Source organism: Mycolicibacterium arcueilense, from assembly GCF_058536225.1.
The window spans coordinates 1,653,319-1,668,395 of record NZ_JBZTYL010000007.1 but is presented as its reverse complement, the minus strand read 5'-3'; the positions used below and the strand labels follow the sequence as shown (position 1 = coordinate 1,668,395).

At 66.8% G+C, this 15,077-nt stretch carries 13 protein-coding genes and 1 pseudogene; 4 read left to right on the top strand and 10 right to left on the bottom strand.

What is annotated here, in order from left to right:
* The first annotated feature begins 140 nt into the window (after nt 1–140).
* Together car (AC4LGL_RS12425) and car (AC4LGL_RS12420) are read left to right on the top strand one after the other, a co-directional pair.
* Nucleotides 141–3,626, top strand: coding sequence for a carboxylic acid reductase (gene car, locus AC4LGL_RS12425; RefSeq protein WP_491838944.1), 3,486 nt, complete (start codon nt 141–143; stop codon nt 3,624–3,626).
* Nucleotides 3,627–3,796: 170 nt separating this feature from the next.
* The gene (gene car, locus AC4LGL_RS12420; RefSeq protein ID WP_491838943.1) at nt 3,797–7,279 is read left to right on the top strand and encodes a carboxylic acid reductase; all 3,483 of its coding nucleotides are present in this window, start codon (nt 3,797–3,799) and stop codon (nt 7,277–7,279) included.
* A 100-nt stretch (nt 7,280–7,379) separates the two neighbouring features.
* Here car (AC4LGL_RS12420) and AC4LGL_RS12415 read toward each other — a convergent pair whose 3' ends face one another.
* From AC4LGL_RS12415 to AC4LGL_RS12385, 7 genes are all read right to left on the bottom strand, one after another.
* Nucleotides 7,380–8,159 carry a MerR family transcriptional regulator gene (locus tag AC4LGL_RS12415; RefSeq protein ID WP_491838942.1) on the bottom strand — a complete coding sequence of 260 codons (780 nt, stop codon included), beginning with the start codon at nt 8,157–8,159 and terminating at the stop codon, nt 7,380–7,382.
* A 74-nt stretch (nt 8,160–8,233) separates the two neighbouring features.
* Nucleotides 8,234–8,617, bottom strand: a complete 384-nt coding sequence (locus AC4LGL_RS12410; RefSeq protein ID WP_491838941.1) for a DUF1304 domain-containing protein — start codon at nt 8,615–8,617, stop codon at nt 8,234–8,236.
* Nucleotides 8,618–8,622: 5 nt separating this feature from the next.
* The gene (gene ruvB / locus AC4LGL_RS12405) at nt 8,623–9,678 is read right to left on the bottom strand and encodes a Holliday junction branch migration DNA helicase RuvB (protein ID WP_491838940.1); all 1,056 of its coding nucleotides are present in this window, start codon (nt 9,676–9,678) and stop codon (nt 8,623–8,625) included.
* Nucleotides 9,678–10,265, bottom strand: a complete 588-nt coding sequence (ruvA, locus tag AC4LGL_RS12400) for a Holliday junction branch migration protein RuvA (RefSeq protein ID WP_491838939.1) — start codon at nt 10,263–10,265, stop codon at nt 9,678–9,680. The genes ruvB and ruvA overlap by 1 nt, the downstream gene beginning before the upstream one ends.
* Nucleotides 10,262–10,831 carry a crossover junction endodeoxyribonuclease RuvC gene (gene ruvC / locus AC4LGL_RS12395; RefSeq protein WP_064929840.1) on the bottom strand — a complete coding sequence of 190 codons (570 nt, stop codon included), beginning with the start codon at nt 10,829–10,831 and terminating at the stop codon, nt 10,262–10,264. Before ruvC ends, ruvA begins: the two co-directional genes overlap by 4 nt.
* Nucleotides 10,832–10,906: 75 nt before the next feature.
* Nucleotides 10,907–11,227, bottom strand: a complete 321-nt coding sequence (locus AC4LGL_RS12390; RefSeq protein ID WP_491838938.1) for a hypothetical protein — start codon at nt 11,225–11,227, stop codon at nt 10,907–10,909.
* A 71-nt stretch (nt 11,228–11,298) separates the two neighbouring features.
* Complete coding sequence (locus tag AC4LGL_RS12385; protein WP_491838937.1) at nt 11,299–11,901, bottom strand: TetR/AcrR family transcriptional regulator; 603 nt, start codon at nt 11,899–11,901, stop codon at nt 11,299–11,301.
* Nucleotides 11,902–11,969: 68 nt separating this feature from the next.
* On the opposite strand from AC4LGL_RS12385, the gene AC4LGL_RS12380 reads away from it, so the two are divergent.
* Nucleotides 11,970–12,803 carry an alpha/beta fold hydrolase gene (locus tag AC4LGL_RS12380; protein WP_491838936.1) on the top strand — a complete coding sequence of 278 codons (834 nt, stop codon included), beginning with the start codon at nt 11,970–11,972 and terminating at the stop codon, nt 12,801–12,803.
* Between the two features lie 37 nt (nt 12,804–12,840).
* Nucleotides 12,841–13,491 (top strand): SDR family oxidoreductase, encoded by a 651-nt coding sequence (locus AC4LGL_RS12375; RefSeq protein WP_491838935.1) that lies wholly within the window; start codon nt 12,841–12,843, stop codon nt 13,489–13,491.
* 3 nt (nt 13,492–13,494) lie between these two features.
* Here the strand turns inward: AC4LGL_RS12375 and AC4LGL_RS12370 are convergent, their stop codons facing one another.
* From AC4LGL_RS12370 to AC4LGL_RS12360, 3 genes and pseudogenes are all read right to left on the bottom strand, one after another.
* Nucleotides 13,495–13,824, bottom strand: a complete 330-nt coding sequence (locus tag AC4LGL_RS12370) for a rhodanese-like domain-containing protein (RefSeq protein WP_491838934.1) — start codon at nt 13,822–13,824, stop codon at nt 13,495–13,497.
* Between the two features lie 21 nt (nt 13,825–13,845).
* A pseudogene (locus AC4LGL_RS12365) lies at nt 13,846–14,264 on the bottom strand (MarR family winged helix-turn-helix transcriptional regulator).
* Between the two features lie 3 nt (nt 14,265–14,267).
* Nucleotides 14,268–15,023: a YebC/PmpR family DNA-binding transcriptional regulator gene (locus AC4LGL_RS12360; RefSeq protein ID WP_064886608.1), complete on the bottom strand. Its 756-nt coding sequence runs from the start codon at nt 15,021–15,023 to the stop codon at nt 14,268–14,270.
* Nucleotides 15,024–15,077: the final 54 nt, after the last annotated feature.

The window sequence follows — 15,077 nt, the reverse complement described above, 5'->3', positions numbered from 1 at the left end:
GCAGGAACGACCAGACTCACAGCACATTGACAGCTGAGAAGCTGGTTTTCCGGAAATAAGTTTAGCTTCACTAACGTAGTAGTCGGGTGGTGCAACGTCGCGCCGGTGACTATTTCCGCTATCTGTAAAGAGGGTTTTTGATGTCGTTTGATACTCGCGAGGAGCAACTGGCGATCCGCATCGCCGATCTGACCGCTACCGATCCACAGTTCGCCGCCGCGATACCGAGCGACACCGTCACCGCCGCCGTAGACGTCCCCGGCCTCCTTCTGCCCGAGATCGTCCAGACCCTCCTGCAGGGTTACGCCGATCGGCCCGCGCTCGGGGAACGCGCGCAGGAATTCGTCGCCGACCCGGCCACCGGTCGGACCACCGCCCGCCTGCTCCCCCGGTTCGACACCATCACCTACGGACAACTGTGGGACCGGGTGCGCGCCTTCGGTGCGGCCTTGCACGATTCCGGCGTCAAGGCGGGCGACCGGGTCGCCGTCCTGGGTTTCACCAGCGCTGACTACACCGTGATCGACACGGCTCTCGGCCAGATCGGCGCGGTGTCGGTGCCCCTGCAGACCAGCTCCTCACCCGAGTCGCTGGCGCCCATCGTGACCGAGACCGAACCGACTGTGATCGCCGCGAGTGTCGACCACGTCGCCGATGCCGTCGAACTGGCGCTCACCGCCCACGCTCCGGCTCGGGTGGTCGTCTTCGACCACCACGCCGAGATCGACGACCACCGCGACGCCGTGACATCGGCCGCCGAGCGGCTGGCCGGCGCCGGCGTCGCCGTCGAGACCCTGGCCGACCTGCTGGCCCGCGGCGCCGACCTTCCCTCTCCCGAGACGCCCAAGGCTGACGGCACCGACCCGCTCGCGCTGCTGATCTACACCTCGGGCAGCACCGGCGCCCCCAAGGGCGCGATGTACCTGCAGAGCTCGGTCGGCAAATTCTGGCGGCGCAACAGCAAGGCGTGGCTCGGACCGGTCAGCTCGGCGATCAACCTCAGCTTCATGCCGATGAGCCATGTGATGGGCCGCGGCATCCTGTACGCCTCGCTCGCCGCCGGCGGCACCTGCTACTTCGCGGCCCGCAGCGACCTGTCGACGCTTCTGGAGGACCTCGCCCTGGTGCGGCCCACCGAACTGAATTTCGTTCCGCGCGTGTGGGAGATGATCCACAGCGAGTTCCAGAGTCGGGTGGACCACCGTCTGGCCGAGGGTGGCGCGGACCGTGAGGCCGTCGAGGCCGAGGTGCTGGCCGAGGTGCGGGACAACGTCCTCGGCGGACGCTTCGTCGCCGCCATGACCGGCTCGGCACCCATCTCCGCCGAGCTCAAGACCTGGACCGAGGACATGCTCGGCATCCACCTGCTCGAGGGTTACGGCTCGACCGAGGCCGGCATGGCGCTGTTCGACGGGGTCGCCCAGCGCCCGCCGGTGATCGACTACAAGCTCGTCGACGTCCCCGATCTGGGCTACTTCGGCACCGATCAGCCGTACCCCCGCGGCGAGTTGCTGCTCAAGACCGAGAACCTGTTCCCCGGCTACTACAAGCGCCCCGAGGTCACCGCGTCCGTGTTCGACGAGGACGGTTTCTACCGGACCGGCGACGTGGTCGCCGAGATCGGTCCGGACCAGCTGCGCTACGTCGACCGCCGCAATAACGTGCTCAAGCTCGCCCAGGGTGAGTTCGTCACACTCGCCAAGCTGGAGGCGGTGTTCGGCAACAGCCCACTGGTGCAACAGATCTACGTCTACGGCAACAGCGCGCAGCCCTACCTGCTGGCCGTGGTGGTGCCCACCGACGCAAGCGTGTCCAAGGAAGCAATCAGCGAATCCCTGCAAGAGGTTGCCCGCGAAGCCGATCTGCAGAGTTACGAGGTTCCGCGCGACTTCATCCTCGAGACAACGCCTTTCAGCCTGGAGAACGGTCTGCTGACCGGCATCCGCAAGCTGGCCTGGCCGAAGTTGAAGGCACACTACGGCGAGCGCCTCGAGCAGCTCTACACCGAACTTGCCGAGACGCAGGCCGGTGAACTTCGGGCACTGCGCTCCTTGAGTGCCGACGCCCCCGTGCTGGAGACCGTGAGCCGGGCCGCAGGCGCCCTGCTCGGCGCTTCGGCGTCAGACCTGGCGCCGGACGCCCACTTCACCGATCTGGGCGGAGACTCGTTGTCCGCGTTGACCTTCGGCAATCTGCTGCGGGAGATCTTCGATGTGGACGTGCCGGTCGGCGTGATCGTCAGCCCGGCCACCGATCTGACCGGGATCGCCGCCTACATCGAAACGCAGCGCAACGGGTCCCAGCGCCCGACCTATGCGTCGGTGCACGGCAGGCACGCCGCCGAAGTGAGTGCCTCCGATCTCACGCTGGACAAGTTCCTCGACGCCGCAACCCTGGCCGCCGCCCCGGGTCTGCCCAAGGCTCCGGCCGAGGTCCGCACCGTGCTGCTGACCGGCGCCACCGGCTTCCTCGGGCGCTACCTGGCCCTGGAGTGGCTGGAGCGCATGGACCTGGTCGACGGCAAGGTCATCGCGCTGGTGCGAGCCAAGTCCGACGAGGAGGCCTGGGCCCGGCTCGACGCCACCTTCGATAGCGGCGACGCGAAACTCCTTGCGCACTACCAGGAATTGGCCGCCGACCACCTCGAGGTGATCGCCGGTGACAAGGGCGAGGAGAACCTCGGCCTTGACCAGCAGACCTGGCAGCGACTCGCCGACGACGTCGACCTGATCGTCGATCCAGCTGCACTGGTCAACCACGTGCTGCCCTACAGCGAGCTGTTCGGACCCAATGCGCTGGGGACTGCCGAGCTGATCAAGATCGCGCTCACCACGAAGATCAAGCCGTACACGTACGTGTCGACCATCGGCGTGGGCGATCAGATCGAGCCCGGGAAGTTCGTCGAGAACGTCGATGTCCGCCAGATGAGCGCGGTCCGCGCGATCAACGACGGCTACGCCAACGGGTACGGCAACAGCAAGTGGGCCGGCGAGGTCCTGTTGCGCGAGGCCAACGATCTCTGCGGGCTGCCGGTGGCGGTGTTCCGTTGCGACATGATCCTGGCCGATACGACGTACTCGGGTCAGCTGAACCTGCCGGACATGTTCACCCGGATGATGTTCAGCCTCGTCGCCAGCGGTATCGCACCGAAGTCTTTTTACGAACTGGACACCGACGGCAACCGCCAGCGCTCGCACTACGACGGTCTGCCGGTGGAGTTCATCGCCGAGTCGATCTCAACCCTGGGCGGGCAGTCCGTGGAGAGCTTCGAGACCTACCACGTGATGAACCCCTACGACGACGGCCTCGGCATGGACGAGTTCACCGACTGGCTGATCGAGGCGGGCTACGCGATCGAGCGGATCGCTGACTACGGGCAGTGGATCCAGCGCTTCGAGAGCACCCTGCGCGCCCTGCCGGACAAGCAGCGTCAGGCCTCCCTGCTGCCGCTGCTACACAACTACCAGAAGCCCGAGCGGCCGATGTTGGGCGCCCTGGCCCCGACGGACCACTTCCGGGCCGCCGTGCAGGACGCCAAGATCGGGCCGGACAAGGACATCCCTCACGTCAGCCCGGCGGTGATCGTCAAGTACATCACCAACCTGCAGCAGCTCGGCCTGCTCTAGTCCCCCGTGCGCCCGTCCCACATCGCGGTGGGGCGGGCGCACGTCGGCGTGACGCATCTCGCAGCCGTCGGACTGGCATCTCGAAATATAATTAGTTTTACTAACGTAGTAATTAGTAGGCGCGGCAAACGTGCCGACCATAGTTATTTTGATTTGCTCAGGGGACTGATATGACCACCGAAACACGCGAGGACCGGCTGCAACGCCGCATCGCACGCCTGTATGACACCGACGCCCAGTTTGCCGACGCCCGCCCCAGCGACGCCGTCAACGCCGCCGTCGCCCAGCCTGAGCTGCGGTTACCCGCCGTCGTCAAAGGCATCTTCGCCGGATACGCCGACCGCCCCGCCCTCGGGCAGCGCGCCGTCGAGTTCGTCACCGACGCCGCTGGCCGCACGTCGGCCCAGCTGCTCCCCCGTTTTGAAACCATCACCTACCGCCAGTTGGGCGACCGCGTCCAAGCGGTGACCAACGCCTGGCACAACCACCCCGTGAAGCCCGGCGACCGCGTCGCCATCCTCGGCTTCACGAGCGTGGACTACACCACCATCGATACCGCGCTGATCGAGCTCGGCGCCGTGTCCGTGCCACTGCAGACCAGCGCCCCGGTCACCACCCTGCGCCCCATCGTCGCCGAGACCGAACCGGCCGTGATCGCGGCGAGCATCGATTTCCTCGACGACGCAGTCGAATTGGTGCGCTCCGGACCCGCGCCCCGGCGCCTGGTGGTCTTCGACTACCGGCCCCAGGTCGACGAGCAGCGCGAATCCTTCGAGGCCGCCAAGTCCGCGCTCACCGGCACCGATGTTGTCGTCGAGCCGCTGGCCGACGTCCTGGACCGTGGCCGGTCGCTGGCCGACGCGCCGCTGTACGTCTCTGGCCACGCCGACCCGCTGGCCATGCTGATCTACACCTCCGGCAGCACCGGCACCCCCAAGGGCGCCATGTACCCGGAGAGCAAGGTCGCCAACATGTGGCAGATCGCCACCAAGGCCACTTGGGACGAAAACCAGGCCGCCCTGCCCGCGATCACCCTCAACTTCATGCCGATGAGCCACGTCATGGGCCGCGGCATCCTGATCGGCACGCTGAGCTCGGGCGGCACCGCCTATTTCGCCGCGCGCAGCGACCTGTCGACCTTCCTGGACGATCTCGCCCTGGTGCGGCCCACGCAGCTCAGCTTCGTGCCGCGGATCTGGGACATGCTGTTCCAGGAGTACCAGAGCCGTCGCGACCGCTCCGCGGGCGACGAGTCCGCCGTCGAAGACCGGGTGCTCGCCGAGGTCCGTGAGGACCTTCTGGGCGGGCGGTTCGTCTCCGCGATGACCGGCTCCGCGCCGATCTCGGCCGAGATGAAGACGTGGGTCGAGCGCCTGCTCGACATGCACCTGTTGGAGGGCTACGGCTCGACCGAGGCCGGCTCGGTCTTCGTCGACGGGTACATCCAGCGTCCGCCGGTGATCGACTACAAGCTGGTCGACGTCCCAGATCTGGGCTACTTCCGCACCGACCAGCCCCATCCGCGCGGTGAGCTCCTGGTGAAGTCCGAGCAGATGTTCCCCGGCTACTACAAGCGTCCGGAGATCACTGCCGAGATGTTCGACGAGGACGGCTATTACCGCACCGGCGACATCGTGGCCGAACTCGGCCCCGATCACGTCGAGTACCTCGACCGGCGCAACAACGTCCTGAAGCTTTCGCAGGGCGAGTTCGTCACCGTGTCCAAGCTGGAGGCGGTCTTCGGGGACAGCCCGCTGGTGCGCCAGATCTTCATCTACGGCAACAGCGCCCGCTCGTATCTGCTGGCCGTCGTGGTGCCCACCGATCCCACCGCCTCGAAGCAGGCGATCGGCGATTCGCTTCAGGAAGCGGCCCGCACCGCCGGGTTGCAAAGTTACGAGGTTCCTCGGGATTTTCTTGTAGAGACCACACCGTTCAGCCTGGAGAACGGTCTGCTGACCGGTATCCGCAAGCTGGCCCGTCCCAACCTGAAGAGTCACTACGGCGAGCGTTTGGAGGAGCTGTACACCGAACTGGCCGAAGGACAGGCCAATGAGCTGAGCGAGCTGCGGCGCAACGGCGCTCAGGCTCCCGTGCTCGACACCGTGAGCCGGGCCGCCGGGGCCCTGTTGGGTGCCGCGACAACCGATCTCGCACCCGAAGCCCACTTCACCGATCTGGGCGGGGATTCGCTGTCCGCGTTGACCTTCGGAAACCTGCTCCAGGAGATCTTCGACGTCGAGGTGCCCGTGTCGGCCATCGTCAGCCCGGCATCGGACCTTCGGACCATCGCCGAGTACATCGAGGCTCAGCGCTCCGGTACCAATTTGCGGCCGACCTTCACCTCGGTGCACGGTCGCAACGCGACCGAGGTCCACGCGTCCGATCTGACACTGGACAAGTTCATCGACGCCGCGACGTTGGCCGCCGCACCGGGCCTGCCCGGTCCGGTCAGCGAGATCCGCACCGTACTACTCACCGGCGCAACCGGTTTCCTGGGTCGTTACCTCGCCCTGGAGTGGCTGGAGCACATGGATCTGGTCGACGGCAAGGTCATCTGCCTGGTGCGCGCCAAGTCTGACGAGGAAGCCCGCGCGCGCCTCGACAAGACGTTCGACAGCGGGGACCCGAAACTGCTTGCCCACTATCAGGATCTGGCCGCCGACCATCTCGAAGTGATCGCCGGCGACAAGGGCGAGGCCGACCTGGGTCTCGACCCGGCGACCTGGCAGCGCCTGGCCGACACCGTCGACTTCATCGTCGACCCGGCCGCGCTGGTCAACCACGTGCTGCCCTACAGCGAACTGTTCGGCCCCAACGCACTTGGCACTGCCGAGCTCATCCGGATCGCGCTCACCACGCGGATCAAGCCGTTCGCGTACGTGTCGACGATCGGCGTGGGCGGCGGCATCGCGCCAGGGCAGTTCGTGGAGGATGCCGATATCCGCGAGATCAGCGCGACCCGAAGCGTCGACGACGGCTACGCCAACGGGTACGGCAACAGCAAGTGGGCCGGTGAGGTCCTGCTGCGGGAAGCCCACGATCTGGCCGGCCTGCCGGTGACGGTGTTCCGCTGCGACATGATCCTGGCCGACACCACCTATGCCGGACAGTTGAACCTTCCGGACATGTTCACCCGCATGATGTTCAGCCTCGTCGCGACCGGTGTCGCGCCGAAGTCCTTCAACCAGCTCGACGCGGACGGCAACCGCCAGCGCTCGCACTACGACGGCCTGCCCGTCGAGTTCATCGCCGAGGCCATCTCCACCCTGGGCGCCCATGTCCAGGACGGCTTCGAGACCTACCACGTGATGAACCCGCACGATGACGGCCTCGGCATGGACGAGTTCGTCGACTGGCTCGTCGAGGCCGGCTACCCGATCCAGCGTGTCGAGGACTACCAAGAGTGGTTGTCCCGCTTCGAGACCACGTTGCGGGCGTTGCCCGACAAGCAACGTCAGGCCTCGCTGCTGCCGCTGCTGCACAACTACCAGCAGCCCGGCATGCCGGTGCACGGCGCGATGGCACCGACCGATGTGTTCCGTGCCGCCGTGCAGGACGCGAAGATCGGCCCGGACAAGGACATCCCGCATGTCACCCGCGAGGTCATCGTGAAGTACATCAGCGATCTGAAGCTGCTCGGATTGCTGTAAATAGACTTCCCCACAAGGGAAGAATCCCCTGAGCGGCCGCGGTCCTTATCCAGGACCGCGGCCAATCAGTATCTAGGGCGGCCGCGGAAGCTGTGTCGCGTCAGCGATCAGCTCGGTCCGCATTCGCATGAATCGCGTCGCGACAGAATGCCGCCAAGCCCGGAAGCGCGAAGGATTCGTCGTACTTTGCGACGTATGCTGGGTCGCTCACGTACAGGTCTCCCAACTTGCGGTGGAACTCGCTCGGGCAGTCATAGAACCAGCGGTTCACGTGGAGCCGATGCCGCTCGGCTGCATCCATTGCCGCGTCGGAGTCGGCGGGTAGTCCGTTGCGGAACGCGTCGGACAGGGCCTGCTCGACGGCTTCTCCTTCGGCTTTGATCTGGATCCACTCGTCCTTGCCGTAAGCCTTCGTTCGACGCTGCGACTCCTTCCACTCCGCCGTCTCGCCCCACTTCTGTTCGACCTCCGCCTGATAGTCGTCGAAGTCCTCGCCGAAGAGTTCGCGCATATCGTCATCGGTCATGGGGGTGTTCGTCATTGCCTTCTCCAATGCCTGGTCGATGGCCTCGACGAGGTCCTTCATCTCGTCGAGGCGGGTCATGACGCGTTCGCGCTGACGGACCAGGTGACTGACCTCATCACCCTCGTCCAGCAGCATCGCGATCTCATCAAGAGTGAACTCGAGCCGGCGGTAGACGATGATCTGGGACAATCGCGTCAGGTCTGACGATGTGTACACCCGGTATCCCGAGGCGCCACGCCGGGTCGGGGTCAACAACCCGATCTCGTCGTAGTGATGAAGTGTCCTGACCGTGATGCCAAATCGCTCGGCCACCTGGCCCACGGTGAGCTCGCCCACCGGCAACTCCTGCGTCATGTTGAACAGACTGGTGCCTCACGCCGCGTGAGGGTCAAATGCTCATGCTCCGGCGGGGTGCCTCTGGTGCCGGCCTAGACCAGGCCGATCACCAGCAACACGACAGCGATCAGCGGGAAGGCACCTTGGGTTACCGCGGCGCGCGCCTTGTCCGGCGAGCTGGTGAGCAGCACGACGGCCGCCGCCAGCATCGACCCGACGCCGGCGAACACCAGCGCGGCACCAACCGCGTTGTGCCCCAAGCCAACCGCGACGATCCCGATCACCGTGACGATCGCGAGGAACAGGTTGTAGAAGCCCTGGTTGAAGGCGAGCTCCTTGGTGGCCTGCGCCTCCTCCTCGCTGATGCCGAAGGTGGCGCGGGTACGCGGTGAAGTCCAGGTCAGCGACTCCATCACAAAGATGTAGATATGCAGGACCGCGGCGAGCGCGGCGAACACCAGACCGGCGATGACCATGCGGTCTATTCAAACAGGCCGGGCTGCCCCAGTCCGGTAACCGGCGGTTGCATACCCAGATGAGTCCACGCCAGCGGCGTGGCCACCCGGCCCCGCGGGGTGCGGGCCACCATCCCGGCGCGCACCAGGAAGGGTTCGCAGACTTCCTCGACGGTGGTGGCCTCCTCGCCTACGGCCACCGCCAGCGTCGACACCCCGACCGGGCCACCGCCGAAACTACGGGTGAGCGCCGACAGCACGGCCCGGTCCAGGCGATCCAGCCCGAGCTCGTCGACGTCGTAGACCTCCAGCGCAGCCTTCGCGATGTCGCGGGTGATCACTCCGTCGGCGCGAACCTCGGCGTAGTCCCGGACCCGGCGCAGCAGCCTGTTGGCGATACGCGGTGTACCGCGGGAGCGCCGGGCGATCTCGGTGCCGGCCTCGCGACCCAACTCGATGCCGAGGATGCCGGCCGACCGGGCCAGTACCCGCTCGAGTTCGACCGGCTCGTAGAAGTCCATGTGCGCGGTGAACCCGAAGCGGTCCCGCAGGGGGCCGGTCAGCGCCCCGGACCGGGTGGTGGCCCCCACCAACGTGAAGGGTGCGACCTCGAGCGGGATCGACGTGGCACCAGGGCCTTTACCCACCACCACGTCGACGCGGAAGTCCTCCATCGCCAGGTACAGCATTTCCTCGGCCGGCCGGGCGATGCGGTGGATCTCGTCGATGAACAGCACGTCGTGCTCGACGAGGTTGGACAGCATCGCCGCCAGGTCACCGGCGCGCTCCAGCGCGGGGCCCGAGGTGAGCCGCAGCGAGGAGCCCAGCTCAGCCGCGATGATCATCGCCAGCGAGGTCTTGCCCAGCCCGGGCGGACCGGACAGCAGGATGTGATCCGGTGTGCCACCGCGATTCTTGGCGCCCTCGAGGACCAGCTGTAGCTGCTCCCGTACCCGCGGCTGACCGATGAACTCTCCGAGGGAGCGCGGGCGCAGGCTGGCGTCGACGTCGCCCTCACCAACCGTCAGCGCCGGCGAGACCTCCCGCTCATCAGGTTCCTCGGTGTCGTCGAAACGGCCCATTACTTCTTACCCAACATGGACAGCGCGGCCCGCAGCGCGGACGCCGTGGTGGCCTCGGGATCGTTGGCCAGCACCTTGTCGGTGGCCTCCTCGGCCTGTTTGGCGGCAAAGCCAAGTCCGACAAGGGCTTCCACCACCGGAGCCCGCACCGCGTGGCCGATCGCCCCACCGATGGCCCCCGGAGTGACCGGACCGATCTTGTCCCGCAGCTCCAGCACCATGCGTTCGGCGCCGCGCTTGCCGATACCGGGAACCCGGGTCAGCGCCGTCACATCGCCGTCGGCCAGCGCCTGCCGCAGGGCCTGGGGGTCATAGACAGCCAGTGTCGCCAACGCGATCTTGGGGCCGACGCCGGAGACGCCGAGCAGCGTCAGGAACAGGTCGCGGGCATCGCCATCGGCGAACCCGTACAGCGTCATCGAATCCTCGCGCACGATCATCGCGGTGATCAGCCGTGATTCGGTGCCACGGCGCAGGTTGGCCAGCGTCGAGGGCGTGGCCATCACCTTGTAGCCGACACCGGCGGCTTCGATCACGGCATGGTCGAGGGCGATGTCGATGACCTCGCCGCGCACCGAGGCGATCATGCCCGGGCCGCCTTCGCGGTGGCCTTCAACCTGGCCTGGTACTTGCGGCGTTGTTCGGCCGCCATGGCCTCGGCGGCGGCCATGCGCTCGATCATCGGGGCGCGCCAGCAGTGGCAGATGGCAAGGGCCAGCGCGTCGGCGGCGTCCGCTGGGGACGGCTTGGCTTGCAGCGCAAGAATTCTGGTGATCATCTCGGTGACCTGAGCCTTGTCGGCACGACCGTTTCCGGTGACCGCCGCCTTGACCTCTGAGGGGGTGTGAAAGTGCACCTCGATGTCGCGCCGGGCCGCGGCCAGGGCGATCACTCCGCCGGCCTGGGCGGTGCCCATCACGGTGGACACGTTCTGTTGGGCGAAGACGCGCTCGATCGCGATCACGTCGGGGCGGTGGGTGTCCATCCAGTACTCGGCGACGTTGCTGATCTCCAGCAGCCGCTTCTGCAGCGGTGCGTCGGCCGGGGTGCGGACCACATCCACATCGAGGGCGGTGACCTGCCGGCCCTTGCCGCTCTCGACCACGGACAGGCCGCAGCGCGTCAACCCGGGATCCACTCCCATCACCCGCACACGAACCCCTTCGTCAGAACACCTGTTCGATAGCCTAGCGGGCCGGGTCGGCGGGGCGTGGCAGGGACACGCCAGTCACCGGTAGTGCGAGACGTCGGCCCCGAGGATGCTCTGGCGGATCTGGTCGATTCGTCGCCCCGATGCCCGCCAACCCCTGACGCGTTCGGTGCCGACTTCCCGGCCGGCCCGCTCGATCACGATCGTCCACGACACCCCGAGGAACTTCGCCGCGAACCAGAACGGCCAGGCCAGGAGAACCAGCAGCCAGACAATGGCGAAGATCGCCCCGACCACACCGTCGGAGTCCCCCGACGTATCCGGGACGTACATCCACTTGCGTCGCACCGTCCAACCGACCCCGTGCGGGTCGGTCACCGCCCCGTTGACCAACTGCATGACCCCGTCCTCCTGCGCACCCACAAACGTTCGAGATCACCGTAACCGTGTGAACGAGGGGCGCCGTGCGGTCAATTCGCCGTATCGGTCAACACTCGCGCCCCCAGCGCGAGCCCCCGATACTGCGGGGCGAGTGCGCGGCCGGCAGCCAGCAGTGGTTCGACGTCACGCAGCGTGCGCGCCAGGATGAACGCGCCTTCGAGTGCGGCGACGATTGCCATCGTGACGTCACGCGCCATCGTCGGATCCACGCCGCGCTGGACGAAGTAGGCGGCGCCACCGTCGAGCCATGCGGTGAAAATCCCGGCCGCGACGACCCGCAACTCCTCGACCGTGTCGGAGGTTTCGGCCGCCACCGTGCCGACCGGGCACATGTTCGCGTAACCGCTGGCTGCCATGTCCTCCGCGGCTTGGCTGAACACCCCCTCGACCGCACGGCCCAGGTCGTCGTACTCGTCGACGATGGTCGGAATGAGCAGCCCGTAGGCGGTCCCCGCATCGACCAGGGCCTCGCGGGCGATCTGCAGCTTGCCGCCCCGGAAATGGTGATAGAGCGACCCGATCGGGGCGCCGGAGGCCGCGACGATGTCCTTCATGCCGACCGCCGCATAACCCTTGTGCCGCATCAGCTCGGCCGTGGCGGTCAGGATCGTCTCCCGCGTGGACCTTGCCATCTGAACCTCCTGCAGACACACTAGAGCATAAATTCTAGAATCAACGTTCTAATGCCAGGAAGGTCGCCATGAAATCAGTGGAACTGCCCGCGGGGACCATCGAATATCGCGAAGAGGGGGATCCGTCCGGCCCGCCGGTGGTGCTGCTGCACGGACTCTTGATGAACGACACGCAGTGGACGACGACGCTGCCGTTGCTACCCGAGGGGTTCCGATATCTGCTCCCGGTACTCCCGATGGGTGGACACCGCATCCCGATGCGCGAGGACGCGGATCTCAGGATGGACGGGATGCTCGGCATCGTCGCCGATTTCCTCGATGCCCTGGATCTGGCGGACGTCACGCTGATCGTCAGCGACTGGGGCGGACCGCTGTTCCTCACCGACACCGGACGCGACAAACGGGTGGCACGGCTGGTGATCTGCCCGTCGGAGGCGTTCGACAACTTCCCACCGGCGCCCTACGCCAAGGTTCTGTGGCTCGCCAGCCGCACCACCGGCACCGTCTCCTTCGCGCTGCGCCAGATGCGCATCGAGTGGCTGCGCCGGCAACCGATGCTGTGGGGCGAGATGTCGAAAAAGCCGATCCCCCAACATATTTTCGAGGGCTGGACCGACGCCGCACTGGCCGACCGGCGGATCCGCCGCGACCTGATCAGCTACTGCCGCAGCCGATTCGACAAGGCGGAGTTGATCCGGGCCACCAACGCACTCGCCGATTTCACCGGCCCGGCTCTGGTGTTGTGGAGCGACAACACCGTGATGCCACCCGCGCACGGGCGACGACTGGCCGACCTGCTGCCCGATGGGCAGCTACGCCAGATCGAGGACGCCCGGGTGCTGATCATGCTCGATCAACCCGAACGGACCGCCGAGGAGATCGGCCGCTTCCTGACCCGATGAGCGCGCCGCGGCTACCGTGTCGGTGGGAGGTACGGAAATGCGCGTGGTCATTGCGGGCGGACACGGAAAGATCGCCCTGATCCTCGAACGGCTGCTGGCCGCACGAGGGGACGAGGTAGTCGGGCTCATCCGCAACCCGGCCCAGTCGGCGGACCTGGAGGCGGCCGGGGCGACCCCGGTCGTGTTGGACCTGGAGAGTGCATCGGTCGACGACGTGGCCGACGCCGTGCGCGGCGCCGATGCCGTGGTGTTCGCGGCGGGCGCGGGGCCGGGCAGCGGCGCGGGCCGCAAACAGACGGTCGACCGGGATGCCGCGATTCTGCTGGCCGATGCCGCCGAGGCCGCGGGCGTGAGCCGCTACGTGATGGTGTCGGCGCTTGCGGCCGACGATCGCTCGCTCGACGAGAACTATGACGAAGTGTTCCGCGCCTATATGCGGGCCAAGTCCGAAGCCGATGCCGACGTGCGGGCCCGCGCGGGCCTACGCACCACGATCGTGCGGCCGGGCGGACTCACCGACGATGCCGGGACCGGGAATGTCACGGTCGCCGAATCCACCGGACGCGGCAGCATCCCCCGTGAGGACGTCGCGCAGGTGCTCCTCGCCGTGCTGCACGAGCCGGAGACCGCAGGCCGGACCTTCGAGGCGATTTCCGGGTCGACGCCCATCGACGCGGCGCTGCACTGACCGTCACCCGGTCAGCGGTCCACCCGCCGCACGCCAGTGGATCAGGCCACCGCTCATGTTGACGGCCTCGAAACCGTTCTCCACCAACAGGTTCGCCGCACCTGCCGACCGGATTCCGCCGGTACAGAAGGTGATGAGCAGGCGGTCGTCAGGGAGGTCCAGGCAACGCTCGGGCAGTTCCTCGAGCGGCATGTGCACCGCAGCCGGGATGTGGACCCGATTCCACTCGAACGCGCGGCGGACATCGATGACCAGTGCGCCCTCCTCGACGAGGCGGACCGCCTCGGCGGCGCTGACGGCCGGGGGCCGGCGAAGGTAGTGCCGGAAGCTCATAACCTTCAGGCTAACTGAAGGCTAGAGGGAACCCGACATGATCCGAGTCATATACGCGCGGAGCGCTTCGGTGAGTTCGGGGTGTTCGGCGGCGAACTGCGCATCGAGTGTGGTCACTACCTCGGCGGCCCGGTCCAACAGTGCCGCGCCTTTTGCCGTGACCTGCAGTGTCGACGCGGCACCGGCTTGCGCCGTCGCGTCGTCGACCAGGCCCGCCCCGACGAACGATGCCACCGCGGCGTGTGCACTCTGCACGGTGATGCGCGAACGTCGCGCGAGTTCACTGAACGAGATGCCCGGATTACCCCGAACATGCCCCAGCAGCCCGTACTTGCGGGTGGAGGTCCGAGGGGTTTCAGCGCGTCGGTGAACGCGGATTCCCAGACTCGGCTGACAGTGAGCAACCCGACGGTCGGGCTGAACGGGGGCGGCTCGGGCAGTGGCTACTCCTCGTCGAGCTGCGCAGCGACATCGTCGGGGATGTCGATGTTGGTGTACACGTCCTGCACGTCGTCGCTGTCCTCCAGCGCATCGACGAGCTTGAGCACCTTACGGGCGCCCTCGAGGTCGACGGGCACACTCACCGAGGGCTGGAAGCTGGCCTCGGCCGAGTCGTAGTCGATGCCGGCGTCCTGCAGCGCGGTGCGCACCGCAACCAGGTCGGTGGGCTCGGAGATGATCTCGAAGGCGTCGCCGAGGTCGTTGACCTCTTCGGCACCGGCCTCCAGGACGGCCATCAGCACGTCGTCCTCGGTCAGACCGTTCTTCTCCAGCGTTACCACGCCCTTGCGGGAGAAGAGGTAGGCCACCGAGCCCGGGTCCGCCATGTTGCCGCCGTTGCGGGTCATCGCGACCCGCACCTCGCCGGCCGCGCGGTTGCGGTTGTCGGTGAGGCACTCGATGAGCACCGCCACACCGTTGGGGCCGTAACCCTCGTAGGTGATGTTCTGCCAGTCGGCGCCACCCGCCTCTTCACCACCGCCGCGCTTGCGGGCGCGTTCGATGTTGTCGTTGGGCACCGAGCTCTTCTTCGCCTTCTGGATGGCGTCGTAGAGGGTGGGGTTACCGGACGGGTCTCCCCCGCCGACACGTGCCGCGACCTCGATGTTTTTGATCAGCTTGGCGAACATCTTGCCGCGCTTGGCATCGATGACGGCCTTCTTGTGCTTGGTGGTGGCCCACTTGGAATGGCCGCTCATGCAGGTACGCCCCTTTTCCGGTTAAAACTCCGGCCCTCCAGTCTACGTGGCCGG

What these genes read in the sequence shown, in the direction of transcription:
- car (WP_491838944.1), top strand. Translation starts at nt 141, where the DNA reads ATGTCGTTTGATACTCGCGAGGAGCAACTGGCGATCCGCATCGCCGAT.
- car (WP_491838943.1), top strand. Translation starts at nt 3,797, where the DNA reads ATGACCACCGAAACACGCGAGGACCGGCTGCAACGCCGCATCGCACGC.
- AC4LGL_RS12415 (WP_491838942.1), bottom strand. Translation starts at nt 8,159, where the DNA reads ATGACGCAGGAGTTGCCGGTGGGCGAGCTCACCGTGGGCCAGGTGGCC.
- AC4LGL_RS12410 (WP_491838941.1), bottom strand. Translation starts at nt 8,617, where the DNA reads ATGGTCATCGCCGGTCTGGTGTTCGCCGCGCTCGCCGCGGTCCTGCAT.
- ruvB (WP_491838940.1), bottom strand. Translation starts at nt 9,678, where the DNA reads ATGGGCCGTTTCGACGACACCGAGGAACCTGATGAGCGGGAGGTCTCG.
- ruvA (WP_491838939.1), bottom strand. Translation starts at nt 10,265, where the DNA reads ATGATCGCCTCGGTGCGCGGCGAGGTCATCGACATCGCCCTCGACCAT.
- AC4LGL_RS12390 (WP_491838938.1), bottom strand. Translation starts at nt 11,227, where the DNA reads ATGCAGTTGGTCAACGGGGCGGTGACCGACCCGCACGGGGTCGGTTGG.
- AC4LGL_RS12385 (WP_491838937.1), bottom strand. Translation starts at nt 11,901, where the DNA reads ATGGCAAGGTCCACGCGGGAGACGATCCTGACCGCCACGGCCGAGCTG.
- AC4LGL_RS12380 (WP_491838936.1), top strand. Translation starts at nt 11,970, where the DNA reads ATGAAATCAGTGGAACTGCCCGCGGGGACCATCGAATATCGCGAAGAG.
- AC4LGL_RS12375 (WP_491838935.1), top strand. Translation starts at nt 12,841, where the DNA reads ATGCGCGTGGTCATTGCGGGCGGACACGGAAAGATCGCCCTGATCCTC.
- AC4LGL_RS12370 (WP_491838934.1), bottom strand. Translation starts at nt 13,824, where the DNA reads ATGAGCTTCCGGCACTACCTTCGCCGGCCCCCGGCCGTCAGCGCCGCC.
- AC4LGL_RS12360 (WP_064886608.1), bottom strand. Translation starts at nt 15,023, where the DNA reads ATGAGCGGCCATTCCAAGTGGGCCACCACCAAGCACAAGAAGGCCGTC.